This window comes from Pseudomonas lini, assembly GCF_001042905.1.
GTDB classification, from domain to species: Bacteria; Pseudomonadota; Gammaproteobacteria; order Pseudomonadales; family Pseudomonadaceae; genus Aquipseudomonas; species Aquipseudomonas lini.
This window is the reverse complement of record NZ_JYLB01000006.1, coordinates 32922-58674: the sequence shown is the minus strand read 5'-3', so window position 1 is coordinate 58674 and position 25753 is coordinate 32922. Positions and strand designations below refer to the sequence as shown.

The 25753-nt window shown below is 60.4% G+C and carries 19 protein-coding genes; 4 read left to right on the top strand and 15 right to left on the bottom strand.

Translation table 11 applies throughout. The features are described from left to right. Nucleotides 1-48: 48 nt before the first annotated feature. From TU81_RS18415 to tssA, 6 genes are read right to left on the bottom strand one after another with little or no spacing between them, the layout of a single operon-like run. A complete protein-coding gene (locus TU81_RS18415; RefSeq protein WP_048396239.1) occupies nt 49-573 on the bottom strand; it encodes a PAAR domain-containing protein in 525 nt (174 codons plus the stop codon). Nucleotides 574-616: 43 nt separating this feature from the next. Beyond that, entirely contained in the window at nt 617-994 is a 378-nt protein-coding gene (locus TU81_RS18410) for a hypothetical protein (protein ID WP_231669694.1), read from the bottom strand. A 34-nt stretch (nt 995-1028) separates the two neighbouring features. Continuing rightward, nucleotides 1029-1436, bottom strand: a complete 408-nt coding sequence (tssE, locus tag TU81_RS18405; RefSeq protein ID WP_007934529.1) for a type VI secretion system baseplate subunit TssE — start codon at nt 1434-1436, stop codon at nt 1029-1031. Nucleotides 1437-1450: 14 nt separating this feature from the next. Then, nucleotides 1451-2926 carry a type VI secretion system contractile sheath large subunit gene (gene tssC, locus TU81_RS18400; RefSeq protein WP_008007668.1) on the bottom strand — a complete coding sequence of 492 codons (1476 nt, stop codon included), beginning with the start codon at nt 2924-2926 and terminating at the stop codon, nt 1451-1453. A 28-nt stretch (nt 2927-2954) separates the two neighbouring features. Next, the gene (gene tssB, locus TU81_RS18395) at nt 2955-3458 is read right to left on the bottom strand and encodes a type VI secretion system contractile sheath small subunit (protein WP_027926311.1); all 504 of its coding nucleotides are present in this window, start codon (nt 3456-3458) and stop codon (nt 2955-2957) included. 32 nt (nt 3459-3490) lie between these two features. Further along, nucleotides 3491-5047, bottom strand: coding sequence for a type VI secretion system protein TssA (gene tssA / locus TU81_RS18390; RefSeq protein WP_038980658.1), 1557 nt, complete (start codon nt 5045-5047; stop codon nt 3491-3493). 725 nt (nt 5048-5772) lie between these two features. On the opposite strand from tssA, the gene TU81_RS18385 reads away from it, so the two are divergent. The 4 genes from TU81_RS18385 to TU81_RS18370 are packed head-to-tail and all read left to right on the top strand — an operon-like array spanning nt 5773 to nt 11760. Further along, nucleotides 5773-7800, top strand: a complete 2028-nt coding sequence (locus tag TU81_RS18385) for a type VI secretion system Vgr family protein (RefSeq protein WP_048396238.1) — start codon at nt 5773-5775, stop codon at nt 7798-7800. After that, a complete protein-coding gene (locus tag TU81_RS18380) occupies nt 7797-8645 on the top strand; it encodes a DUF4123 domain-containing protein (protein ID WP_038980655.1) in 849 nt (282 codons plus the stop codon). The genes TU81_RS18385 and TU81_RS18380 overlap by 4 nt, the downstream gene beginning before the upstream one ends. Continuing rightward, on the top strand, nt 8642-9433 hold the full coding sequence (locus tag TU81_RS18375; RefSeq protein ID WP_038980654.1) for a hypothetical protein: 792 nt from the start codon (nt 8642-8644) through the stop codon (nt 9431-9433). Before TU81_RS18380 ends, TU81_RS18375 begins: the two co-directional genes overlap by 4 nt. Beyond that, nucleotides 9430-11760 carry a lipase family protein gene (locus TU81_RS18370; RefSeq protein WP_038980652.1) on the top strand — a complete coding sequence of 777 codons (2331 nt, stop codon included), beginning with the start codon at nt 9430-9432 and terminating at the stop codon, nt 11758-11760. The genes TU81_RS18375 and TU81_RS18370 overlap by 4 nt, the downstream gene beginning before the upstream one ends. 130 nt (nt 11761-11890) lie before the next feature. Here TU81_RS18370 and tagQ read toward each other — a convergent pair whose 3' ends face one another. The 9 genes from tagQ to TU81_RS18325 form a co-directional block, all read right to left on the bottom strand. Next, a complete protein-coding gene (gene tagQ / locus TU81_RS18365; RefSeq protein WP_038980650.1) occupies nt 11891-12820 on the bottom strand; it encodes a type VI secretion system-associated lipoprotein TagQ in 930 nt (309 codons plus the stop codon). Between the two features lie 84 nt (nt 12821-12904). Then, nucleotides 12905-14632, bottom strand: coding sequence for a formylglycine-generating enzyme family protein (locus TU81_RS18360; protein WP_048396237.1), 1728 nt, complete (start codon nt 14630-14632; stop codon nt 12905-12907). Then, nucleotides 14625-15821, bottom strand: coding sequence for an ABC transporter permease (locus tag TU81_RS18355; protein ID WP_048396236.1), 1197 nt, complete (start codon nt 15819-15821; stop codon nt 14625-14627). The genes TU81_RS18360 and TU81_RS18355 overlap by 8 nt, the downstream gene beginning before the upstream one ends. Beyond that, nucleotides 15821-16537 carry an ABC transporter ATP-binding protein gene (locus TU81_RS18350; protein WP_038980645.1) on the bottom strand — a complete coding sequence of 239 codons (717 nt, stop codon included), beginning with the start codon at nt 16535-16537 and terminating at the stop codon, nt 15821-15823. The genes TU81_RS18355 and TU81_RS18350 overlap by 1 nt, the downstream gene beginning before the upstream one ends. Further along, the gene (locus TU81_RS18345) at nt 16537-19581 is read right to left on the bottom strand and encodes a serine/threonine-protein kinase (protein ID WP_048396235.1); all 3045 of its coding nucleotides are present in this window, start codon (nt 19579-19581) and stop codon (nt 16537-16539) included. Before TU81_RS18345 ends, TU81_RS18350 begins: the two co-directional genes overlap by 1 nt. Further along, on the bottom strand, nt 19578-20309 hold the full coding sequence (locus TU81_RS18340) for a PP2C family protein-serine/threonine phosphatase (protein ID WP_048396234.1): 732 nt from the start codon (nt 20307-20309) through the stop codon (nt 19578-19580). Before TU81_RS18340 ends, TU81_RS18345 begins: the two co-directional genes overlap by 4 nt. Beyond that, nucleotides 20310-20960, bottom strand: coding sequence for a type VI secretion system-associated protein TagF (gene tagF / locus TU81_RS18335; protein WP_038980640.1), 651 nt, complete (start codon nt 20958-20960; stop codon nt 20310-20312). Continuing rightward, entirely contained in the window at nt 20957-24457 is a 3501-nt protein-coding gene (gene tssM, locus TU81_RS18330) for a type VI secretion system membrane subunit TssM (RefSeq protein WP_048396233.1), read from the bottom strand. The genes tagF and tssM overlap by 4 nt, the downstream gene beginning before the upstream one ends. Further along, nucleotides 24454-25752 (bottom strand): DotU family type VI secretion system protein, encoded by a 1299-nt coding sequence (locus TU81_RS18325; protein ID WP_048396232.1) that lies wholly within the window; start codon nt 25750-25752, stop codon nt 24454-24456. Before TU81_RS18325 ends, tssM begins: the two co-directional genes overlap by 4 nt. Between the last annotated feature and the right edge of the window lies 1 nt (nt 25753).

Sequence of the window (25753 nt, the reverse complement as noted above, 5' to 3'; positions counted from 1 at the left end):
TAACAGTTACTCCAGGATCCGATTGTCACTGGCGGTGAAAGCAAATAACTAAGCGAGTACAACTCTGGTTTGAGGCTCAATGACCAACTCAACCGCCTCCGCAGTAGCCGAGAAGACTCTTTGTGTTTTGCCGTCCGCTCCCGTCACACCGCTAATGATCTTCCCCGAGGCCGTTTTAAGCGTGTACTCCACCCCGGCGAGCGGCTTTCCGCTCTCTTGGCAATTGATCACAAAGTGCTCGTTAAACGGCCACTGAATCTCCACCGGCAACGGCGGAACAAACGGCACCGGCGTATGCGAATTCCCGATAATCACCGTCGAAGACCCAGCCGTAACCTTATTGCCATGAGTACCAACAGAACCCACCGTTGCCGCCGACTTACCATTGATCAAAACGGTCGTCGCAAGGTCGCCAACCAACGCGCCACCGCACGCCGAGGCATCGCCTTGGCTGGCAGCTGCGAGGCCGTCGAAGAACACGTCGCCGGACCCGGCGACGATCGGGTTGGTGCCGTGGCCGGGGAGCGGGCAAGCGGTGGGGTCGGTGACGCGTGCTGCGGGTTTTCCTGACATGGGGCTCTCCTTAATTGACCTTGGCTTGATGACTGTTCATTGCTCAACCACACACTGGAATTTTCCAGCCCTCGTAACCCGTCGCTGTCGGATAGATCGCATGAGCGTTTACCCATTGCGCCCGTTCATCCGTCGTGAATTCGTTCTGCCAAATCAACCATTCAGACGACTTCAACAACGTGCCGTCTTTTGCGTACACCCTGAAAAAGGCTTCACTGGTGAAAAGACGGAAGATCTTTCCGGGGATGCCCAGAGCCGAATACTGCGGAATGTAGGAATTGATGTAACAAGTCCCAGGCTCGTTCCAGACTGTGGAGTACACGTGAGCGAGCCTTGAAGCCGTCACTTTCATGTAGCAGGCAGCCAACATCAGGGCAGCGGCAGTCAGGGCGATCAGCAGCAAAGCGCGGCGCACGATCATTGCCAACGTACTTGGAACCCTCAATCGCATATCCCTAGTTCACCTTCACTTGACCGCTGCCATCCAGGCGCGCGGCGAAACTGACCTGGCGCTTGAAACCATCAACTTCCAGCAGGCCTTCGATGCTGAAGGACAGGCGAAGCTGATCGTTGTCACGCGGCAGGGAGATGACACGCACGTTGCTCAGGCGTGGTTCGTAGGCTTCGATGAAGCTTTCGATGGCCAGGCGGGCCTGACTCAGGGAGTCGTGCAGGCTCAGGCGCATGTCATTGAGATCGGGTAGCCCGTAATCGGACAGCGTTTGCACGCTGCCCGCACGGGTGCTGAGCATCTTGGCCAGATGGGCAGCCACGGACGCCATGGCGGAAACCTCGCGGCTCCAGCCGACGCGTTTGTCCGCGTCGCCACCCAGGCGTTCGAAAAGGCTGCCGTATCCAGTCATGAGTTAGGCTCCGCTTACTCTTTGTCCAGCTTGCCAACCAGCGACAGGGTGAAATCGGCACCCATGTACTTGAAGTGCGGGCGCACGTTCAGGCTGACGCGGTACCAGCCAGGCTCGCCTTCAACATCGCTGACGATGATCTGGGCTGCGCGCAGTGGACGACGGCCACGGACTTCGGCGCTCGGGTTTTCCTGGTCGGCCACGTACTGACGGATCCACTTGTTGAGTTCCAGCTCGAGGTCGGTACGTTCTTTCCACGAACCGAGTTGCTCGCGCTGCAGCACTTTCAAGTAGTGAGCCAGGCGGTTGACGATCATCATGTACGGCAGTTGGGTGCCGAGCTTGTAGTTCAGCTCTGCAGCCTTGCCTTCAGCACTGATGCCGAAGAACTTCGGCTTCTGCACCGAGCTTGCAGAGAAGAACGCCGCGTTGTCGGAGCCTTTGCGCATGGTCAGGGAGATGAAACCTTCCTCGGCCAGTTCGTATTCACGACGGTCGCTGACCAGTACCTCGGTAGGGATCTTGGTTTCGATTTCGCCCATGCTTTCGAAGTGGTGCAACGGCAGGTCTTCAACCGCGCCACCGCTCTGTGGGCCGATGATGTTCGGGCACCAGCGGAATTTGGCGAAGCTGTCGGTCAGCTTGGTGCCGAACGCGTAGGCGGTGTTGCCCCACAGGTAGTGCTCGTGGCTGTTGGCGACGGTTTCTTTGTACACGAACGATTTGACCGGGTTTTCTTCCGGATCGTACGGGTTACGCAGCAGGAAACGCGGCACGGTCAGGCCCACGTAACGGGAGTCTTCCGACTGACGGAAGCTCTGCCATTTGGCGAATTGCGGGCCTTCGAAGTGATCTTTCAGATCTTTCAGGTCCGGCAGACCGGTGAAGCTTTCCAGGCCGAAGAATTTCGGGCCGGCGGCAGCAATGAACGGCGCGTGCGACATGCAGGCAACGCTGGACACGTATTGCATCAGTTTCACGTCCGGCGAGCTTGGGGACATGAAGTAGTTGGCGATGATCGCGCCGACTGGCTGACCACCGAACTGACCGTATTCAGCGGTGTAGATGTGCTTGTACAGGCCCGACTGCATCACTTCCGGCGAATCTTCGAAGTCGTCCAGCAGGTCGTCTTTGGAGACGTTGAGGATTTCGATCTTGATGTTTTCGCGGAAGTTGGTGCGGTCGACCAGCAACTGCAGGCCACGCCACGACGATTCCAGGGACTGGAAGTCCGGGTGGTGGAGGATTTCGTCCATCTGACGGCTGAGCTTGGCATCGATCTCGGCGATCATGCGGTCAACCATGGCTTTCTTGACCGGCTCGCCGTTGTTCTGCGGCTTGAGCAGTTCTTCGATGAACGCCGACACACCGCGCTTGGCGATGTCGTAGGCTTCGTCGTCCGGGGTCAGGCGGGTTTCGGCGATGATGCTGTCGAGAATGCTGTATTCGCCGTTCTCGTTGCTCTTTTGCTGTGCTGCGCTAGTGCTCATTGTGTTGGCTTCCTTGGCTGATAGGGGCTCAGGCGTCCTGGGCTGCGGCGTTCAGGCCCAGTTCACCCAGTACGCGACCGCGGGATTCGTCGTCGGCGAGCACGCCTTCGATGGCTTTGCGGAACGCAGGCGCGTTACCCAGCGGGCCTTTGAGGGCCACCAGCGCGTCGCGCAGTTCCATCAGTTTTTTCAGCTCAGGCACTTGCTCGACCAGCGAGGCCGGGTTGAAGTCCTTCATCGAGTTGACGCGCAGTTTCACAGCCAGTTCTTCAGTGTCACTTTCTTCCTGAAGACGGTTCGGCACGCTCAGCGTCAGGCTCAGCTCTTGCTTGGCCAGCACTTCGTCGAACGTCATTTTGTCGATGCTGATCGGCTTGCGATCTTCGACTTTGCGTTCGTCCTTGCGGTGGGTGTAGTCACCGATTGCCAGTAGTTTCAGCGGCAGTTCAATCTCTTCCTGAGCACCGCCGGTGGCGGGTTTGAAGGTGACGTTGATGCGTTCCTTGGGGGCTACCGAGCCTTCTTTGGCCATGGCTTTTCTCCTTGCGGTTGTGGCCCTGGGGCCTATTCGAGTACCACTTCGAGATCGAGGTGGCACAGCCTGCGATAAATCTCTTCCTTGCGTTCACGCACTGCATGATTCTGCGGTAACAACTCGCAGCAGCTATGCAGCAAATGCAGCACTTCCAGCGCAAGATCGGGCTCCCAGGCGTGCAGGCCTGAGTCCTGTAATGTTTGGTCGAGGGTTTCGAGTTGGGTCTTGGCCAGTTCGTATTTCTTGGCCATGAAGCACAGCCGTGCGAGGGCGAACTGCCAGAAAAATCGGACCCGCCCGCCGTGAGCACTTTGCAAGCCTTGCTTGAGGATCTGCACGGCGGCCTTGAGGCCGTCCTTGCGCAGAATCGGCAAGACTTCTTCCAGGGCCAGTTCCCAGGCCGGCTGGGTATCGGCGACTTCGACCTTGCGCGGCGCACTGGCGCTTTGCAGGTGCGGCATGACGTTGGCGCCGATCCAGGCGCGGGTGGCCGGATCGGCGAACGGCGCGCCGTCATGGAAACGCAATTCGATGATGCCGGGCAGACGCTGAACCAAAAGCGCGAAGTGGATTTCCACTTCGCGCATTGCCATCTCGGCGTTCAGCCCCTGAAGGCATTCCCAGACCATTCGCTGGCCATCGAACCAGAACGGCGCCTTCGCCAGGCTCGCCTCCAGCTCTACCAGCAGATCAGCGTATTTGCCCTGATCGTAGCGGTCCTGATAGGCCTTGAGTTTGTCCGCCGGCAGCCCGCGTAGAACGGTGATCTGTTCAGCGTTGCGCTCGGGCACCGCATCGATGGGCAGCCACAACAACGTGCGATTGAGGCGCAGGGCGCGCAGATCAGTAGCCTTCTGCTTGAGCCACCAGGCACACAGCGGACGGGCGTTTTCCTGCTGGGCACGCAGGGCCTTGTGGGCTTCTTTCTCGTTATCGATCGGTGCGCCGGGGGTGAACAGCTGAGTCGCGGCCTGCTTGACCTGCGCCACCGCGGCGCCCACCACACCGGGTTCCGGCTGATTGTCGGCGGCGCGCTGGACCATGTTTTTCAAGCGACGGGAAATCGGCAGCAGCAACGGCGCGTCATCGCCCAGGTGCTCGGTGCATGCGGCATCGAGGCCTTCAAGGTGTTCGACCAGCCGCCGGAACATCGGCAACTGCTCTTTGATCGCGACGTTTTCGGTCAGCACCTGCTCAAGACGCGGCACCAACCAACTGATGGCAGCGGAGCGAGTGCGGGCCTTGTTCGGGTGAACCTCGGCCCAATGGTTTTCACAGAGGTGGTGCAACAAACCGACGCCGGCCAGGAGCCCCTGGAAGGATTCACGCTGGTACAGCGCCCAGGTCAACCACGCGCCAACACGCAAATCCTTGGATTGTGTGCGCAGCAGGTTTTCGCTGTTTTCGCGGATTTTCAGCCAGTCGATCTGACCGCTTTCGTGCATGGACGAGGCTTTACCCAACTCGCTTTCCAACGCCTCATATTCGCTCGAAAAGCGAACATCCTCGCCCGCGAAATTCTCTTTGGAAACAGAGGCTTTTGCGAGTTCAAGGTAATGGGCGGAAAGTTTGCTTGAGTAGGACATCCGTGACCTTTAATTAGGATTACAGTCTTCGGCCATTGGAGTTGAAATGGCGCTGGACAGTATCAAAGAGCTGCGATGAGTCTCATCCAATTGAGTTCGCGCTCTTTCAAGGCGCGCATCCTAATCATAATGATGGCCATTAGCAAGCATCCGATAAAACAATAAAACTGCGTCTTCGTTGTTGCTGTAGGAGATCACCCTATAGGGCACAGGGGATCCCCTGACGCCGGTTTTTACCTCCCCACCTTCGACGCATCGCCCCCGCAGCCATTGAACCCGAGCGGTTCATCAACGCCGCCAAGCATCACTGAACATTCACACCCTGAAGCGGAACCCAGCATGACAAAAATAAAACATGAAAAATGTAGGAGCTTTCCGAAAAGTTACAGTCATCCATGGACGTAGCAATAACTGACAATAAGAAATAAAAGATGCCATCAAAATGATGGCACTTTTTATTTCACCCATCTTCCTCCAAACACGTACTCAGTTCGCCTCAAACTTCTTACAAAAGTATCGAAAGCCATTCGCGCATCGCAGACACAACATTCTGAAATGCGGAAAACTCTGACGTACTTTCTGGACGCGTCCGACATTCATTCTTTTTCCCTCTTGTTAGCGTGCTGGGCAGTTTGCGTTTGCTCACGCCGGGCATGGCTTGGGCACCGCGATTTGTCTCCTCTTCGGCTTAAGGACAAGCCACGGAAAAGCAAAAGGATAAGCGCATGTTCGCCCCGGCCAATGCTGCTCACTTCACGTTACTGATCCCAACGGTTCGCAACGATTTCAAAGTACTGGCCTTTGAAGGCATTGAAGCCATCAGCACCTTGTATTCGATCCAGATCGAGCTGGTTAGCGAATACCCTGATTTCGATCTGGAAAGCTTGCTCAGCCAGCCCGCGTTTCTCCAGTTCGGCCTCAATGGTGAAGGCATTCATGGCCGTATCGAAGATGTGCGCGTAGGTGAAGCTGGTAAACGGCTGACCCGTTATCACCTGACCCTGGTGCCCGCACTGCACTACTTGCAGTTCAGCCACAACCAACGGATTTTTCAGCACCTGACGGTGCCGCAAATTATCGCTCAGGTCCTCCAGGGGCATGGCATTCAGGCCGATGCTTTCACCTTCAGCATCGGAACGAATCACGAGCGCGGGTACTGCACTCAATACGCGGAAAATGACTTCGAGTTCGTCCAGCGGCTGTGTGCCGAGGATGGTATCGCGTGGCACCACCAGCATTCCCGGGAAGGCCATGTGCTGGTGTTCACCGACGACCAGACCGTCTTCCCCAAGCTGGGCGAAACCCCTTATCAGCAAGACTCCGGCCTGGTGGCGGAACATTCGGTCGTCAGCCAGTTCTCCCTGCGTTTCAGCACCCGCCCCAGCACGACCACCCGCCGACACTACGACCTGCAACGCCCGAGTCTGTTGCTGGAAAGCCGCTTCACAACCGAGTTCACTCCTGAGCTTGAAGACTATCGCTACCCGCTGCTTTTCGAGAGCGAAAAACGCGGTAAACAGCTCGCCCGGCAGACCCTGGAACGGCACCGTACCGATTACCAATTGGCCGAAGGCGAAAGCGACCAGTCGACCCTGCGCAGCGGTCATTTTTTCAGCCTGACGCAACACCCACGCGAAACGTACAACGATCTATGGCTGCTGCTCAGTGTCACTCACGCTGGAAAACAACCCCAAGTGCTTGAAGAATCAGTCATCAGCGCTGCCGAACCTGCGGACGGCTTTACCCAGGGCTACCGCAACCGCTTCAGCGCGATTCCCTGGGACGTGTTTTATCGGCCACCGATGCCTCCCCGAAAACCTGTGCTGGTTTGCCAGACCGCGCGTGTCACAGGACCTCCCGGAGAAGAAATTTATTGCGATGAGTACGGCAGGGTTCGTGTCGAGTTTCCTTGGGATCGGGCAGAACTCAACAGTGAAAAAAGCAGTTGCTGGTTAAGGGTTGCATCCAGTTTGGCGGGCGAAGGTTTTGGGGCAGTGACCATCCCACGCGTTGGCATGGAAGTGGTCGTGACATTTCAGGAGGGCGATCCGGATCAGCCGTTGATCACCGGTTGCGTGGTCAACAAGGTCACGTCCGTCGCTCATCAATTGCCCGAGAACAAGACCAGAACTGTCCTGCGCAGCCAAAGCTCGCCGCGCAATGGCGGCTACAACGAACTGTCGATTGAAGACCGTACCGGGCAGGAAAAAATCTACCTGCGCGCCCAACGCGACATCGAGCAACTGATCCTCAACGACAGCCACAGCGTGATCAGTAACGACCGCTTCGAGCAGGTGGACAACAACAGCACCAGCCTGATCAAGGGCGAGGAATTCCACACCACCGAAGGTGTGCGTAGCACGGTGATTGGCGGTGATGAGCTGATCACTATCAGCGGCAATAGCAGCACGACGTCCGCGGGGTCGCTGGTGATTCAGGCCGGGCAACAGGCGCATGTCACCGCTACCAACGTGGTGATCGATGCCGGCATGAGCCTGACGTTCAAGGCAGGTGGTCATCACATCGTCATCAACGCCGGCGGGATTTTCAGCAGCGTGGCCATTGTCGAGGGCGGTGCGCCCCTGGCGGGTATTCCGCCGCTACAAGCGCTACAGGCTGTGCCCAGCAATCCGAATCCCGTTATCGCCAGCCCACTGTCTATCGTCACCGGCGCCCGCCAGCAGGCGGCGGACTACTGCCCGCTTTGTGAGGCCTGTCTTGCTGGCCAATGCAACATTGGAGAAGTCGCATGAGTACGCTTGAACAATGGCTACACGAGCAATCGCGATCCGGGCGGGATCTCTATCTGATGCTCGACACTGACGATCAGCTCGACGAGCGCATGGCGTTGGCCAAGGAACTGGGAGCCGATCAGTACCGCAATTTGTATGTGGGTACGGCAGCCAACTCAATGGCGCCAACAGGCCCTGTTCTTTTCCATATTGGCACCGTCAAACATCCACTGATCCAGGCACTGCTCGCCACTCCAGAGCGTCATTGGGGCTGGCTGGCGAGCGCCACCAACTTTGACCTTGATGCGTTGGTCACTCACTGGCGCGACCGGCTGGTAGTCGGTGAGCGGCCGAATCAAGCGGTGTATCGCTTCCACGATAACCGCGTACTGGGGCGTGCCCTGACCTATCTGCAACTTGAGCAGCGCGCCGAATATCTTGGGCCGATCGCCAGCGTCTGTTACTGGCACGCTGAACAATGGACCGTCACTGACAACCCTGACCCCGGGGAACACCCACTACCGCTCGAACCGGCGTGGCAGAAAACCCCGACGCCGGAGATTGTCTACGCGAACGTGCAGTTCGATAACACTCGCCGCTACCTCGTCCGTGAGCACACCGAAGCCTTGGCGACCCTCGCCGAGCAGATGAATGTGGATGACTGGTTATGGGGACAGGTTCAATTGGCCCGTTTATGGGGATGGCAGCAACCGGAGCAGGTGCATTTTTTGCTGACCCAGAGCCTGCACGCGCCGGGTTACCTTCCGCCCCGGTCCTGGCTACCCAAGCCCGAAGAAGCCCCAACGGCACATTTTGAGCGCGTGTATCAGCAAGCGCTGTATTGGCAGGGGAATGTTCCCCTATGAGGTTTGTATTTCAAGGCTTGAGCCTCGGTGGTTGTCTGTCTCTGATCCTGGGGTGTTCGGTTGTTGGTAAGCCAGAGACTTTTACTTTCGTTCCCGATTTCCCTCCTGACTTCACGTACGACCTGACGGCCACCTACGTGCCCGCCAAAGGGCAGACGTGCACGGTGCCAGGTGGGAAAGATACTCAGCTTGGCTTCAATAAAATCTACATGGATTACGAAGCCACTTCCGAGATCCCGCTTTACAGAACCGTGAGCGACTGCCCGCTTGCGCTAAACCATGTGGAGATCAAAATCACGGGGATTTTTGGCCCGGGACGAAGTAACAGCAGCTACGACTTCGCCTCCTTTGCCGTGCGCCCGGAGTTGTTGGAGCGGCACATGGGCACTTTCAACGCTGACGGCGCAGGTGAGTTCTTTGGCGAATGCCAGTGGGCTTTTCGCACAGTCGGCCCCAAGCGTTACCTAATAAAACTGCTCACCTGCAAAAAAATGGATGTACAGGGAAATGTCGCCCGAAGTCGCCCTTTCACGGCGTACACACTGACTCAGCTATCGGGGAAAACCGTGAGGTTGAAAATCAAATTAGCCGATGAAGAAAAACCCGGCTGGGGTGACACCTGGGTTCAAGTTCCTGGTGGTTGGAAACGCTGTATGGGCAAAGGCTTTGAAGATCAGCGTGGCTATTGCAATGGAAATTACAAAGATTTCAGCACTTTCAGAATGGTGGACGAAAGAGTCTGCACTATTTACCCAGGGTGCACGGAAAACAAGGACACGAACCCATGAGCCTCAAACCTTTAGCCGCCAGTGACGCCCCCTTCATGACGGGTAACATCCATGCCTGCCCACTGCGTGGTCATTCGACAAGCTTTCAATTAGTGGACGAATTCGGTGATGGCAAACCCTATGCCGGTTTAACCTTCGAGATCACCGATTACGAAGATACTATCTACACCGGAAAACTGGATGCTACAGGTTCCGGAAAGGTGGATAACCACTACTGCGGCCCAGTAGTGCTCAAACTTAACCAGCCCTTTAAAGGTGCAGAAGCACTCTATAAGGATTTAAGAACAAGACCACACTACCCCCTCCCCATCACCGAACTTCAAGTGCGCGCCGAGAAAACCCGCTTTTTCAACAAATCAGGCGTACGAACCCAAGCCAATCCCGCAAAAGACCTCGCAGCCCCCGCTGCCTATTACCAGATTGAAGTGAGTGAACTGGTAAAGCATGTGGCGCATTTGCCGCCGCTGGCCTTTCGTCGCGATCCACCCAATATGGTGGTGCACAAGCTGCTGCGATCCACTCCCAAAACCAGAGCGTTCACTATTGTCGATAAAAACATCCCGGATGGAGGTATAGGTGCGGTCTTCAGTCAGATGGACATGGCCACAGTCGAATTGGGGTTTTTCCCGCCACCGCCCAAACCAAAGGGCATTGCCCTGCTGCCGAACAAGCATCATGTGATGGAAGTGCGCCCAATGAGGGCGCTACGCCCAATGCTGTCGACCGGCAGCGAATTTTGCGCGCTCAATCTCTATCAACTGGCCTTGATGTCGACCCTGAGTTACACCGACTTTGGTCAGGAGCCGGATACACAACCCGTCAGAACGGACTGTGTGAGTTTTCCCTTGCAGCCCAGCAGCGGTAACTGGTTCGGCCATGCCCTGCCACAGTTTGATGAGTTGTGGAAAGTCGATGCCACGCAGACGAAAAAGTACTACCCGCTGTATGAAGAGGTGCCTTATTCGAAACGGCTGGAAGTTATGCCGTTCGACCCGTTGCTCTACCCCGAGGTCAACAATCCAGAGTTGGGTGACGAGCAGGAGCACCCAGCCAAACTGCACTTTCTCGATGATCGCAAACAAGTCAAAAGCTCGGACACGCAGGCATTTATCACCCATCACGACGAATTGATATTAATCAGCGTGCGCGGAACCAATGAGCTGCTGGCCGATGGCCTGCGTGATGCGGATGCCCAGCAGGTTCCTTTTGAAGAAGGGGAAGGCAAAGTCCATAACGGTTTCTACGGAGCCGCCAAGGTCGCCTACACGTTTGTCGTGAGCTACCTGGAAAAATTCTACAGCGGACAAAAACTGCTGATTACCGGGCACAGCCTCGGTGGAGCGGTGGCGCTGTTACTGGCCGAGATGCTGCGACGCGATCCGCAATATGCGCCGGATATCGTGCTCTACACCTACGGCGCACCCCGCGCCGGCGACGCAACTTTCATCGAAAGCGCCCAGCCCCTGAACCATCACCGGATCGTCAAACACAACGACCCCGTACCGAGCGTGCCCGCCACCTGGATGAACACGCCGTCCAAGTCGATGTATCTCAAACACGGGGCGGTGATTGTATTGACCCCCGTCATTGGCTTGGCATACCTGGTTGTGAACATGATCAACTTCAGGGGCGAGCCCTACGGTCACCACGGCAAGCTGCGCCACTTCATGCCGGTGATATTCGGCAAAGAACACAAGTCTTCGATTCTGTGGGAGCCGGGTTGCAGCACGATCAATGATCATGGCTGCGCAGAGGCGTTACAGCAGATCGATGGCCTGCCCCAGCGCGGTTCACTCCTAGAGCAAGTGATGCAAGCTGCGGATCACTCGATGGTCGGCAGCTACATCCCCGGTTGCTGGGCCAGCCTGCGGCGTTGGCAGGAGGCCCAGGAGCTCAAGCGCTCACTGGTGACCCTGAGGGAGTTCGACTGGATCAAAAACGGTTTGGAAAACATCAGCAGACAATTGACCGACCTCGAGAGGCAAATCGACAGGAATCCTACCGCGCATGCCAATTACCATCAAGACGACCAAAAGAAGCGGGCTCTGAAGGAGGAAAAGGAAAAGATCCAGATGACCCAGGCTCGACTCGTTGCGCTGCACAGCCAGCAAGTCACCGAGGCTGACGTTTATGGCAGCTACGCCGACCAGCCCGAGTGGGTACAGGAAAATCTGCTGCGCTGGAAAGCCCATCCGGAAAACATCGTTCAGGAACAGTTGGCGATGATTCCACCAGTGGCCGAAGACCACGATGCAGCCATTGCGGCAATGACCGGAGGGCATGCCGTCGGCCTGCCATTTCATCTGGATATTGATTCGATTGTGTAGCTTTGCTGGTGAAACGAGCGCTGGATCATTTGCCAGTGCAGGAGATGGCGGCGCATAGCGCCAAGGCATAGCCAGTACAGATCACTCCCACGCAGAGCGTGGGAATGATCAAAGGCCTACAGAAACTCAATCAAGCATTCGGGCAAGGCACCGGTGCCCAGTCGCCCAGGTCCGGGTTCTTGCACATGCTGTTGACCTGAGTGTTGCCGGCGCTGGCAACTTGCTTGCTTTCCGCCTGTTTGGCTTGTGCGGTCTGCAGGGTTTTCTCGGTGGTGACCGCTTCTTTCGGCACGGTTGGCAGCACCGGTTTTTTCGCCGGTTTCACTGCTTTTTTGCTCTTGGTTGGCGCCACGACCGGCGTGGTGTCGGCGGTTGCCACAGTGACCACGTCAGTGCGCTGCACACCTACTTGCTGCAGGTCTTTTTCGTAGGCCTGGGTGTAGTTGTTCAGGTCTTCGCTGGCTTTACCGTTAACCGCGACGATCAGGTCGTTGGACTCTTTGAGGCCCGCGACGATTTCAGCCAGGCGCTTGCGGCCTTCGGTGTCGTTGACGGTCTTGGCCTTGCGGTCGGCGACCAGTTTGGTGAACGCGTTCTGGTAGCACTGCTGCGAAGTCTTGGCGTACGCGGTGCTGCGGTCGATGTCGGCGGTGCTTTTGTTGACGTCGGAGGCGTAGGACGCGATGCGCTGGTTGTCGTCGGCGATCTGCTTCTGGCGCTCGGTGTAGTAACCGGTCGCGCCACCGGCCAGGGCACCGCCCGCGGCACCGATGGCGGCGTTGCGGCCACGGTTCTCGGAATCGACCAAGGCACCCAGCAGTGCACCGCCGACAGCGCCGACGGCCGCGCCGGTGACGACCGACTTGGTCATGTTCGAGTCAGTGGCACGCAGGTGCTGCACCGGCTCATAGCAGTTTGGGTAGTACTCGACCTTGGTGCTCGAGGCGACCTTGGAGGTCGGCGACGTGGCGCAACCGGTCAGTACGGTGCTGAAGCCGACGGCCATCAGCAGCAAGTGACGCTTGGAAAGCGAAGCAAAAGGTTTACGGGAGGAAAGCATAGTTGTGTTCTCTTTTAAGTTTGACCAGCTCAGCACGGCCCACCGCCGCCTGAGTCCCTTCCAAGCTCGCTGTACAACGAACGATCAAGACCGCTGGGCGTTCGATGCGAGCAATTCCTTCAATATCGCCGCCGGGTCGGCTCGCCGTTGCTGACGATAATCACCGACATGACGAACGAATAACGTGGCGCGCGTTACCAGGCTCTTGCCCAGTACCGGCTTGCGCTCCAACTCTTCCTTGATGCGTTGAAACTGCGCCTGGATCACGGCATCGGTGTAGCGCGTGCCGGTCGCGAGGTTGTCGATGTAGATCGCCACCGCGCCATCCAGCGCGCTGCGGCCATTGTCGATGGCGGTGGCGAACAGCCTGGCGCTGGCCTCGTCCTTGGCGTCCACGGCCTGCTGGCGACTCTTCTGCAAATTGGTCAGGCGAATGTTGTAGTTGTTGACGGTCTCGGCCACCAGGGCCGCCGACTGGATCAGGTTGCCGGCCGCTTCCTCGCGCTGCTGGGCGATGAGCGAGACGTTGCGCTTGAGCTCTTCGTTGACCAGCCCCAACTCGGCTTGCAGGCGCGGGTCGACGCTGGCAGCAATGATGCTGTCCAGGCGTTTGGTCGGGTCCTGGGCGTCGTCGATGGCATCGGTCAACGAAGCCAGCCGACCTTCTTTCTGCCATTGGGCAAACAGTTCCTTGTAGCGCGAACGCGGTGCCGACAACGCGCCAATCGCGACCCGGAAGCCGGTGGTTTCGTTGTTTTGCTCGGTGCCGTCGGCGGCGAACAGCGGGTACTCGCGACGCATCCCGGTGAACAAGGTGCCCTCGCCTTCCAGGTAGTTGCCGCCCTTGACCACGAAGCCGCCGTAGGTGCCTTGGCGGCGTCCGGCGTGCACGAGTTGGAAGGACTCCTGGACCATTTCGGCGGCGTTGCCGATCACGTCGAACAGGCCGATGGGGTTTGGCAGTTTGGTACCGACCGGCATCAGACGCGCGGCCTGGCCGGTGCCACCGGCGACCTGATTGAAGACTGCCCAGTCCGCCAGTGGCCCGTCACTTTCGCTGCCTTCCAGACGACGGGGAAACAGACGCCCTTCCAGGTCCTGACGGCTAATGGCCTGCCCGCCACGGGCGGCAAATTCCCATTCGACCTCGGTCGGCAAGCGCACAAAACCCAGCCCGCCCTCTTCCGCCGAGGTACCTCGACCGCTCACCGGCAGCAGGTCCTTGTGGTATTTCATCAGCCAGGCGCTATACACCGCCGAGAAGCGCTCGGCCTCGAATCGCGACAACTTCACCTTGGGCAAACGCCCGGCCATGCCTTGCGGCGCCTCGGCTTGCAATGCCTCGCAGGCAGGCGCTGGCTCGCCGCTGGCCAACGATTGCGCCTGGGCCATGACCTGGGCGTATTGGCGGGCGGTGACTTCGTATTTGCCGATGAAATAGAGCATCGGTTTGAGCGGGGTCTTGGCGTCCGTCTTGGGCATCAACGGCGTGATGGTCTTGCCCCAATCCTTGGGCAGATCCTTGAGGGTGAACTGGCCGTTGATAAAGTCCCGACGGTAACCGGAAATGAACGACTGTTGATAACCGGCCTCACCCTCGCTGAATGGATAGCCGAGGCTGATCTCGCGGTCGTCCAGAGTGCCCTGCGCCAGGATGTAGACGTAACGGAACACCATCTGCCCTTCGCACGGCAGCGGCAGGCTGACGTCATCGGGCAACGGCTTGGGGTTGTCCAGTTTGTCGGTGCTTTCATCGGCCAAGACCAAGCTGGCCAGGCTCAGCGCCACGGCGGCGCCCAATAACTTATACATCTCGGATTCCTTCACACGCCTGGATACGCGCCACTCGCCAGCCACCACAGACTGCCGCCACGGCGCTGACGCCGAGCACTGCCGCCAGGGCCAACGCGTAGTGACGCGCCAGCAGATGGCTGGCGTACTCGCCCGGCATCTGCGCAAATAAATGGTTTAAACCCGATTGCGCCAGGCCATACAGCCCGGCACTCAACAGGGCGGCAAGGCCGGCGCTGTACAGCGCCTGCACCACCACAAATAACAGCAACGCCGCCGTGGAAAACCCCAGCAGGCGCAACACCGACAACTCTCGGCGCTTGCGCTCGACCGCCGCCAGCGCGCCGGCAAAAATCGCCGCGAACGCTCCCGCCAAGGCCAATCCGGCGATGATCCAGAACACGATCGACAGGTTGCGGCTCAGCGATTGCACCTGGGCGATGGTCTGGGCCTGAGTCGAGACCAGCAGATTCTGTGCTGCGAAGTACTGACGCAGCGGCTCGACATCCTTGAGGCTGCGGGCGTACAGGCGAAACGCCGGATACACCCGCTGCTCCGTCACGCCCACCACATCACCTGGCCAACCGAACGCTGGCACGGCGCGACCGTCTCGGTAATCTTCAGCCGCTTCCAGCAACGTCAATGACGCGAACAGTCCGTCCCGGGCGAAGGCTTCCAGCGGCAGAACGTGCGACACCTGGACGCGAGTGCGCTGCGCCTCGCCACGACCGGCCACCTGCCGGCCGAAACTGGCCTCCAGCCAATCACCGGCCTTGGCCCCGAGTTTTTCGGCGGCGGTCTGGCTGAGCAGTACCTGATCCAGCCCTTGGGGCACCGGTAGACTGCCGAGCAACGGGTCGTTGACGGCGGTGGGGATCATTTCGACGGTCACCGTCGAAGCGCCAGCGGTCAGATCCGCCGTCGCGGCAATCTGCCGGGTACGCGGCAAGGCGAAAGCCACGTCGCCGCGCCGGCTCAATTGTTCGATAAACGCGGCACTGAACCGGCCGCCCCCCAAGGGAATGATTTCCCGGGTGGCCGGGTCGTTTTCCAAGCGCTCGGTCAAACTGCTGACCAGGCCGAATTTCAAGCCGAACAGCACCAGCAGCGGTGCGACCACCGCCACCAGCGCCAGTACCGAACAGGCCGACAGCCACGCATCGTTGCGGTAATCCTGCCAGGCCAGGGAAGCCACCAGCGCGCTGCGCATCAGCAAGCCTCCCCGAGGATGGCGGTGACACCGCCATCGACGTCGCGATGACAACTGATACGCCGCACCTGCAAACCGCTGGCGCGGGCCAGTGATTCATCGTGGGTAGCGACGACGCAGCACACGCCCTGTTCGCGGGCCTGGGTCACCAGTAACTGCATCACTCGTTCCGCGTTCAGCGGATCGAGGGCGGCGGTCGGTTCATCGGCCAACAGCAAACGCGGCCCATGGGCCAGGGCGCGGGCGCAACTCACCCGTTGCCGTTGGCCGACGGACAAGTCACCCGGCTTTTTGCCCAGTTGATCGGCGATATCCAACACCCCGGCCAGGCGATCCACGCTGCCGTCGTCTTTCAAGCCGAGCAGTTTGCGCGACAGGTCAATGTTGCCGCGCACGTCGAGAAAATCCAGCAGACCACCGGTTTGCAGCACGTAGCCCAAGTGCCGGCGGCGCAGGTCCGCCAAGGCACTTTGCGCATCTGCGCGCCACAACCCGGTAATGTCCGTCCTGGTTTGGACCGGCGCAAAATCAAACTGCCCGGCCTGATCCGGAGCCAGCACCAGCGCCAGCAAATCGAGCAACGTACTTTTGCCACAACCACTGGGACCGACCACCGCCAATTGTTCACCAGCGTGCAGTTGCAGCCGTGGAATCACCAGGCTGTAACGCTGGCTGCCGACGCCCCGGTTTTTGTGCACTGCGTTCATGTTCAGCATTACGGCAGCGTCGACAACGGAACGCGGTACAAGGCATCACCCGGTTCGGCATCACCGAAACGCACCCAGTTGGCCAGATCGTTGTGGAAGGTTTCGTAAAGGCGAATTTTCGAATCCAGCTCGTCGATAAAGTCCTCCTGCTCGGCCACGCTCAACGAAAGCCACAAATCCTGGGTCATGTTCAGCGACTTGCTGCGGTATGGCAGCCCTTCCAGGTATTCACCCAGAACCCCGCCATCGGCCAGGTTGCCACCCTTGCGCAAGGCCGAGGGATCGCGGCTCATGTAGGCACTGGCGCTGGCGATTTCCTGAAAGAAATTCTTCGGCGAGGTCTGGGTCTTGCGGGCCGCATCGACGATCAGTTTCAACGATTGCTGCAAGTCGTTGAGCTGTAACTTGGTCAGCATCACGCACACCTGGAACGCAGGCAGCGCCGGGTTGGTCAGGTCGCGGTCGGCGGTCCAGGCGCTGACCAGTTGCGGCGCCTGGCTGGCGGCTTTGCGCCCCAGGAAATCCATGTGCATCGCGTAGCCGACGGCCGCCGATTTGTCGCTCAGGCTCGGCGCGGCGCTCAGCAGCGGCACGGTTTGCGGCTTGTTGCCACGCACCTGATGCACCAGGTCGGCAAACACCGAACCGATCTCGTCCACCCGCTCACCGAACTTGCGCACATCGGCGCCCGGCACCGGAATGTACAGATCGCCGATCTGCGGGTTGGCGTCGGCGGTCAGGGTGCGATACTGGCTTTGCGCACCGCCATGGGTTTTCTTGCCGGCATCGCTGAGCAGGTGCAAGGCGTAGATCTTGATCTGCTTGCCCAGCGCGGCTTGACGCACTTCGGCCTCGTTCATTTGCGTGGCGGCATACGGGTCGTTCTTGCGCAAGGCACCGGCATCGGTGACCAACAGAATCAAGCGCCCGCCATAGCCGGACCAGTCCATGCCCTCGACCGCTTCCATCACACCGGCAAACGCATCTTCGTTGAACGAATGGCTAGAGACCGTGGACGCCTTGACCTGCCGCGCCAGGTCCATGAAGCGCTGCGGGTCGCGGCCCTGGTCCAGGGTGATCAAGGTTTTGGCGACGTATTCCAGGCCCGGGGTTTTCTGGGTGCTGCTGCGAAACCCCACCAGGCCGAAGCTGACACTGTCCAGCTCGCCCCGCTCGGCGATGCGGGTTTGCAGTTGGTGTACGACGTCGCGGACCTGATCGATGTAGGGCTGCATGGACACGGTGGTGTCAACGACCAACACCACGGCGGTGCGGAACGCGTCGGCGTTAGCGGTAGTGATTGGCGTGTTGTTGGCAGCGGCCTTCGGAGCATCACCGGGGTCGATGGACGCCACGTTCAGCAACTGCACCGACTGGCCGTTCTCATCGAAGCTCTCGCGCGAATCGAAAATCGGCAACAGATAAAACTGATTCTGCGGCACCGCACTGGCGGCCGGTTCCAGGGCCAGTACCTGCTGGTTGTCTTCGCGATTCTGCTGGGCCTTGAGCAGCAGGTTTTTTGCCGCCGACGGATCGGCCAATAACCTCTCCACGTCGCCGGGCTGACGCAAGAACATCACCGGCGCACGGCCGGAGCGTTCGGTGAACTTAAGTACCAGGCTCTGCTTCCAGTCGCTGACTTGCGCGGCCGGCAACCAGCCCTCACTGCGCCCGTCGGTGGCGGCGCCGACACGCAGCCAAGGGCTGCCATCAACCTCTTGGCGCTGATAGACGTAAAGCACCGAGAACGCCGGCAAGGCCTTGTCGGGTGTGGCCCCCGGGTCGCTGGCGAGTTTCGCCCCCGGCTTGCTGAGTACTCGCTGGAACAAGGTTTTTTTGCCGGCCATCAGCAGCGGACGCTGACCGCCATCGACCTCCGTGGCTACGGGAGGGGGCACGGGTGGCGCCACGGTCGGCGGCGCACTGGCCGGCGGTGCTGAAACCACCGGCACCTTGGCGTCGGCTTCGACGTCACCGGACAGCCACCAATAACCCGCGCCGCCCAAGGCCAGCGCCACGGCCACCGCGATGGCGGCGAGTGCCAACACCGGCCCCTTTCGCTGTTCCGAGACCGTGGACGACGGCGTCGGCTTCACAGTCGGCGGAACAAGGTTGGGCCGAGGTTGTGGCTGCGCGGGGCCGGTCGGTATATCGATGGACACTGGCGTCAGTCCCGCCAGGTCATTGCTCACCGCAATCGGCGATACCGGAATGGGTAATGGCCGGATGGTGGTCGCTTCAACCGATTCCCGAGGCAGATTATCCAGCGCCTGCAACAACGCCGCTGCATCCGGGAAACGGTCGGCCGGATCCTTGGCCAACAGCTTGCGCAGCACTTCTTGATAGCGACCGTGGTGCACTGGCAGCTCCGGCAACGGTTCTGTCAGATGCGCCAAGGCCGTGGAGAGTGCGTCATTGCCGGTATACGGCAGTTTGCCGACGAGGATTTCGTAGAGCACCACGCCCAGGGCATAAAGATCGGCCCGACCATCAATATCCTGGCCGCGCGCCTGTTCCGGGCTCATGTAGCTGGGAGTACCGACGGCGAAACCGGCCTGGGTGAACTGGGTGCGGTCATCCATGGACTTGGCGATGCCGAAGTCTGAGAGCACCGCCGTGCCATCGGCACGGAACAGAATGTTCGCCGGTTTGACGTCGCGATGAACCAGCCCCAGCCCATGGGCATAGCCCAGGGCCGAGGCGATCTGGCGGATGTAGATCAGGCCCTGTTCCGGCGTCAGGCCGGCGGCGATGCGCTCCTTGAGCGTGCCGTTGGGCAGGAATTCCATGGCCATGTAATACAGCTCACCGACATGGCCGATGTCATGGATGGTGACCGTATGCGGGTGAGACAGGCGCGCCAGGGTTTTACCTTCGCGCAGGAAACGCTCACAGAAACTCGGGTCCGCCGCCAGTGCGGCAGCCATGACCTTCAGCGCCACCTTGCGCTCCAGCGAGCGCTGGGTCGCCAGGTAAACGCTGGCCATGGCGCCTTCGCCAATCTCGCCGTCAATGTCATAGCCGGGGATCAGAATGTGCAAGGCGGAATTCATGACGGCACCTTCACGACGATGACGGTGATGTTGTCCGGAGCGCCGCGCATCAGGCCCAGGGACACCAGGCTGCTGGTGATTTCCCCGGGCTCATCGTGACTCAGCACCTCGCGGATCTCATGGTCTTCAACCGTTTTGGTCAGCCCGTCGCTGCACAACAGGTAACTGTCGCCGGGCATCAACAACAGATCGACTATCGCCAGTTTCAGTTGCGCCTCGACCCCGATGGCGCGGGTGACAATATTGGCCCGTGGATGCACCCGGGCTTCAGCTTCGCTGAGCAGGCCGCTGTCCTGTAGATCCTGAACGTAACTGTGGTCCCGCGAGATGCCTTCGAGCAGGCCGTCACGCAGGCGATACAAGCGGCTGTCACCCGCCCACAGGCACACCCCGCGCAAGCCGCGCGCCGCCAGCACCACCACAGTGCTGCCCATCATGGTCACGCCGCGGTTGGCGGTTTCTTCACGCACGGCGGCGTTGACCCGCAGCAGGTCGGTTTTCAGCGCCGCGACGTATTCATCCAGCGAGCGGCCCACGGCAATGCTACGCAAACTGTCGACGATCAGACTGCTGACGTAGTCGCCCGCCGCGTGCCCGCCCATGCCATCGGCGACCACCCACAGACCGTTTTCCGGCCGGTCCAGGCAAGCATCTTCGTTAACCTGGCGGACCATACCGACATGGCTCTTGCTTGCAGACTTGAACGTCTTTCCAACGCTTGGAGACATCTACACAACACCTTCTTGGCCGAGCAAAAATTGCGCAAAATCAGCGGCGGCCGGCAAGCCCTGGCACCGCAATAAAGCAGGGGCGATACGCTGTGAACCCTGGCCCCACCACAGGCTTGCGCCTTCGCAGGCCAGTTCGGCAAGCGCGCTCATTCGCGCCTTCGGGTCGGTGGCATCAAAGCGATGCAGGCCGGCAAAGCGGCTGCTTGGAGCACGTGGCAGGTACGCCGGGCTGCCCAGCGTCTCCAGTCCTGCACCGAAGGCTTCGAAGCTCGCCTCCACGCTCAACGTGCTCAACAGCAATTGCTCAACGTGCTCAAACCAGACATCCGAGCCGCCCACCACCGACGCTGGATCAGCGTCGTGGTCCAGCAGCACCGCGACGGTCAGCGGAAAATACCGGCCAACCCGATCGATGCTCGGCATCACCACCCCAACGGCGGCCTGCGGCCCACACACACCGGGCCCGAGCATAAAACGCCACAGCGGACTGACCAGATAGGCATCCAGCCAACGGTCCCCAAGGCTCTGGCTGGCGAGCAGGCCCGCCGCCAGCCACGAATCCCAGGGGCCGATAAAACTCTGCGGCAAGCCACGGCTGACAAAGTCCCCGCGACTGGCCAGCTTTCCATAGAAGCCCGGCGTGCTCATAAACGCTCCGGCAGGCTGAACCCGCTGAGCACACGGCTCTTGAACGGGTTGAAGGCGCTGTTGGCCCTCAGCTCATAAGAGACGCTGGCGCCGTCGACCCGCAGCCGCAGGTTGAAGCGATCCGGCGAGTTGCCGGCGGTCAGGTCCGATTGCTCCAGCAGGCGGAACCAGGCCCAAGGCCCGTCCAACGTGATGCCGGAACGACCGCTGGATGACGGCGGCATGATCGAGATCCGCACCACGCCGATGCTGCCGGGGTTGGGCCATTGCATGGAGGTGGGGCGGCTCGGGCCGTGGTCGTAGCTCAATTGCTGGCCGTCGAGGTCGAGCAAAAACTGGGTAATGGTGGCGTCCATCGCCACTGGCTTGAGTTCGAAGCGCACCATCGGCTGGGTGCCGCCGGAACGGAAAAACGCATCCCGGATAGTCGCTGCCCGCTGGAAGGTTTGCAGCACGCCCGGGGCGATGCCGAGCTTCTGTGCGGCGCCCGGTTGCCAGCGCCAGGCCTGGGTCGAGGTATCCACGTACGGCTGCAGGTATTTGCGGAAGTAGTTGTCCATCACCCCGCCCACGCCGAAGAACTGGCCGAAGTCGTCCAGGGTCGCGTCCCGCGCACTGCCCGGCGACATCGGATAACGCCCGGCCAGGGACTGGCGATAGATGTTCACCACTTCGCTGGTCCAGGCCGCGTTCAGTTGATTGCGTACTCCGCCCATCATGCTGTTGGTGGTGGAGTTGACCACCGACTTGACCAGGCCCTGCACCAGTGGCGGCTGACGCTCGGCGTTGAGGCTGACCCGTGTCGCGGCCGCTGCGGCCTGGTTCTTGGCTTCGCCGAGCAAGGCGTCGCCGCTGGCGCCGACCATGGCACTGACCTGCACATACAGGGCGTTCATGTCGGCCAGCAGACCATCGATGGCCGCCGGCTCGCCTTCGCTTTTGCTGACGATGCTGTTGAGTCCGGCAAAATGCGCGGTGATTGGATCTTCACTGGCATCCGGCGTGTTTTGTGTCGCCTGCTCTTGGCCGAGCAAGCTGCCCAGACGCTCCTTGAGCTTGTCGACCCCGCCCTCCACCGGTGCGCCCTTGGCGGCCAGCAGGCGTTCTTCCTGTTGCAGGTCGGTTTCCTTCGCCACCGCTACCAGCAGTTTTTTCAACGGCGAAGTCGGGCCAGAAATCACCCGCAACACATCGGCGGCCTGGGCCACGCTGGTGATCGGCACGAAGTCGATATCAGCCAGCAAGGCATCCCACTGGCGTTGGTAATCCTGGAAATACAGGCGGCGCACGTCGGCGGCCAGGCTGACGACGTTCTGTTGTTCTGCCTGGTCGCGACCGAGCACCCACTGCTCCTCGGCCAGGGTGCCGGTCTGGTTCAGGCTGGTAAGCAAAAACCCTTGGCGGTAACCCTTGGCCGTGAAGAAACCGCTCAAGGGTTCGCCCAGTGGCTTGCCGCTCTTGCGGCTGAACACCAGCGCGGCATCGCGCCCGGCCGCTTCGTTGAGACGAAAGTCCGGGATGCCTTCCGGCAGTTTCTGCCGCTTGATCCGGTCATAGACGCGCTGGGCTACCGGCAGCTGCTGCAACTGCCGGCGCAGGTCGTCGATCAGGCGAGGGTCCAGACGTGCGGTGGGCGGATGACGCTCGAACAGTGCCTGCAAGTGCTCCTCCAGAGCCAGACGCTGCTCGGCCGGCAAGTCGCGCGGCAGGCTGCGATCCCAGTCCAGGGCGATCCACGCCTTGATGAAATCGGCATCGTAATGCTCGCTGTCGGCGAGCATCAGGTAGGCCTTCAAGCCTTCGTAAAGGAAATCCGAATTGCCGCCGCCGTGCAGTTGCTCTTCGATGCGCGTGAGCAAGCGTGGCGCGAAGACCGCGATCAGCAGCTTGCGATAGACGCTGCCAGACTCGGCTTCAAGCATGTTGCCCTGATACAGGCCCAGGCCTTCGGCCCAGCTCGGCGCGTCGTCGGCCAAGTGCTTTACCGCGTTGAGCAAGGGCAACACCGCGAGCACGTCCCGTTGCGCCGGGCTGAGGTTCTGCACGGCCTGGCCCAGGGGCGCGACTTTCTGATCGACTTGCGCGATGTACGCCTGGTTGGCGCGGTAGCTGACCCACCACAAGGTCCCGACCACCAGCACCAGGGCCACGGTCGAGGCCAGCACGCCCCGGGCAATCCACTTGCGCCGACGTTCGACTTTCGGGTTGACCCCCACCAGTCCACGCTCGGCAAAGGCCACGGCGCTGAAGAGTCTTTCGATGAAGTAACTGCGCCCGGTACCGTTCTGGCGTGCCAGGTGCTGGCGGTCCAGGTTCATGCTCTGGGCCATGGAGCCGATCAGCCGGTCAATCGGGCTACCTTCCTGAGTGCCGCTGGTGAAATACACCCCGCGCAACAGCACTCGCTCTTCGAAGGCGTTGGGTTTGAACACGCCCTCAAGGAAGCTTTGCAGGCAATCCTTCAACGCGCCGAACTGTTGCGGGAAGCCGTAGATCAGATCGCGCCGCGCCGGGTCGCGTTCCTGTTGCAAACGCTCCACCAAACGATCGTTGAGGCGCTGTTCCAGGCCGGTGAATTCGCTTTGCAGATGGGCCAGTGGACTGTCATTGTTTTTGCCGTCGTCCAGGGCAAAGGTCATACCCCAGACCTGAGCCCGTTCTTCCTTGCTCAGGGTATCGAAATACTCCATGAACCCAGGCACCAGATCGAGCTTGGTCAGCATCAGGTAGATCGGAAAGCGCACGCCGAGTTGCGTGTACAGCTCCTGGATACGCAGACGGATCGCGGCGGCATGGGCAGCGCGCTCGGTGTCGCTGCCCAGCAGCAGGTCGGAGAGGCTGATGGCGATAAACGCGCCGTCGATCGGACGCCGGGCCCGCTGTTTTTTCAACAGGCCGAGAAAACCCAGCCACGCGGCTTTATCGACCGTCGCGTCGCTGTCCTGGGTGGTGTAGCGCCCGGCGGTATCGAGCAGCACGGCCTGATCGGTAAACCACCAATCGCAATTGCGCGTGCCACCGACGCCGCGTACCGCCCCGGCGCCCAACTGCGCCGCCAACGGAAAATGCAGCCCGGAATTGACCAGCGCCGTGGTCTTTCCCGAACCCGGCGGGCCGATGATCACGTACCACGGGAGTTCGTACAGGTTACGTCGCTCGTCACCACCCAGCTTGGCTTTCTTCAACAGCGCCAAGGCCTCGTCCATGCGTTGGCGCAAGGTTTCGAGTTCTTCGGCGGTGGCGATGCTGGTCGGGTCCGGCGGGGTTTGCGCCGCCAGGCTGCGCATCACTTCGGCGGCCTGACGGCGAGCCTGGATGATGCGAAACACCCGATAGGCGATCCACACCGCGAACACCAGAAGGATCAGCGCCCAGCGCCGGCCTTCGGGCACCAGGAATTCAAGCAGCGGCCCGACAAACCAGATGATCAGGCTCAGGGCGATCAGCCCCAGCAACGGAATGACCCAGCGGATGATAAAACTGAAAAACGCCTTCACTCGACCCCCTCCGCCAACACTGTGATTTCGACCCGACGATTGCGTGCGCGGCCCTCTGTTGTAGCGTTCGAGGCCAGCGGTTCGGTGTCGCTGCGACCTTCGGCGCTGAAGCGTTCGGGCTGGCCGGTTTTGGCCGAAAGGATTTGCAGCACCGAATTGGCCCGCGCCTCGGACAAGGCCCAATTCGATGGAAACCGCAAGGTGGCAATCGGGCGATTGTCACTGTGGCCGGTCACCCGGACCTGGCCCTTGACCTTACGAACGGCATCGGCGATGCGCAGCATCAGCGGCTGGAAATCGTCGATGATGCTGGCGCTGCCCGAGGCGAACAGCTCATCGCCACGGATGGTCACCACTGAACGGTCAACGGCGTCTTCCACCGCTATCCGGCCCGCCTTGATTTCATCGGCAAGGAAGCCCGCCAGGCGGGGACGCTCGATCAGTTTCGGTTGCACCACCGGACGGTCGATGGCCTGCACCGGGATCTCGCCCAGCGCATGGATATTTTTAAACACCGGCTCGGCATCGGCGGCCAGTTTCAAGCGCAGGCCGAACAGCAGTGCCAGCAGCAACGCCACGCCGATGGCCACGGCAATCCATGGCGGCATGAATTGCGCCAGCCGGTCGCGAGCCACGGTGACGCCGCGCCAATGCGGCGACAGTTCACGCTCATAATCGCCACGGGCGCTGCGGATGACCGCACTGGTGCGTTCACGCAAGGCTTCCAGTTGGCTGCGGCCGTCGTTCATGACCCGATAACGCCCTTCGAAACCCAGGCACATGCACAGGTACAACAGCTCCAGCAGATACAAACGTTCGCGGGGGCTTTGCAGGCAATGCTCCAGGAGCTGGAACACCTTCTCGCCGCCCCAGGCTTCGTTGTGCACGGTGATCAGTAGGCTCTGTTTGCCCCAGTCGCTGGCACCACCCCACGGCGTACTCAACACCGCTTCATCCAGAGCGGTGCACAAGGCGTAGCGGGCCAGCAACACATCGTTGCGCACCACGCCGGCAGCCTCGGCGCGCTCCTCGAACTGGCGCAGGTAGGCCAGTAATTGCGCCCGCAGGCTCGCCGGCGCCGGGTGGGCAATGGTGTTGCGCAAGCGGGTCAGCAACGCCAGCAACGGGCCAGCGGCGCTCTCCAGGGGGTTGAGACCTTCGGCGTTGCCGATCAAAAGCGGCGCGGCCGGCATCGAAAGCGGCGCGGCCTGGGCACGACCAGCATCCGGACGGGCGGGCTCGGCGCCACGGCCACCGGGTGTCGGCATGAATTGGGTACGATCGTCGTTGCTCATT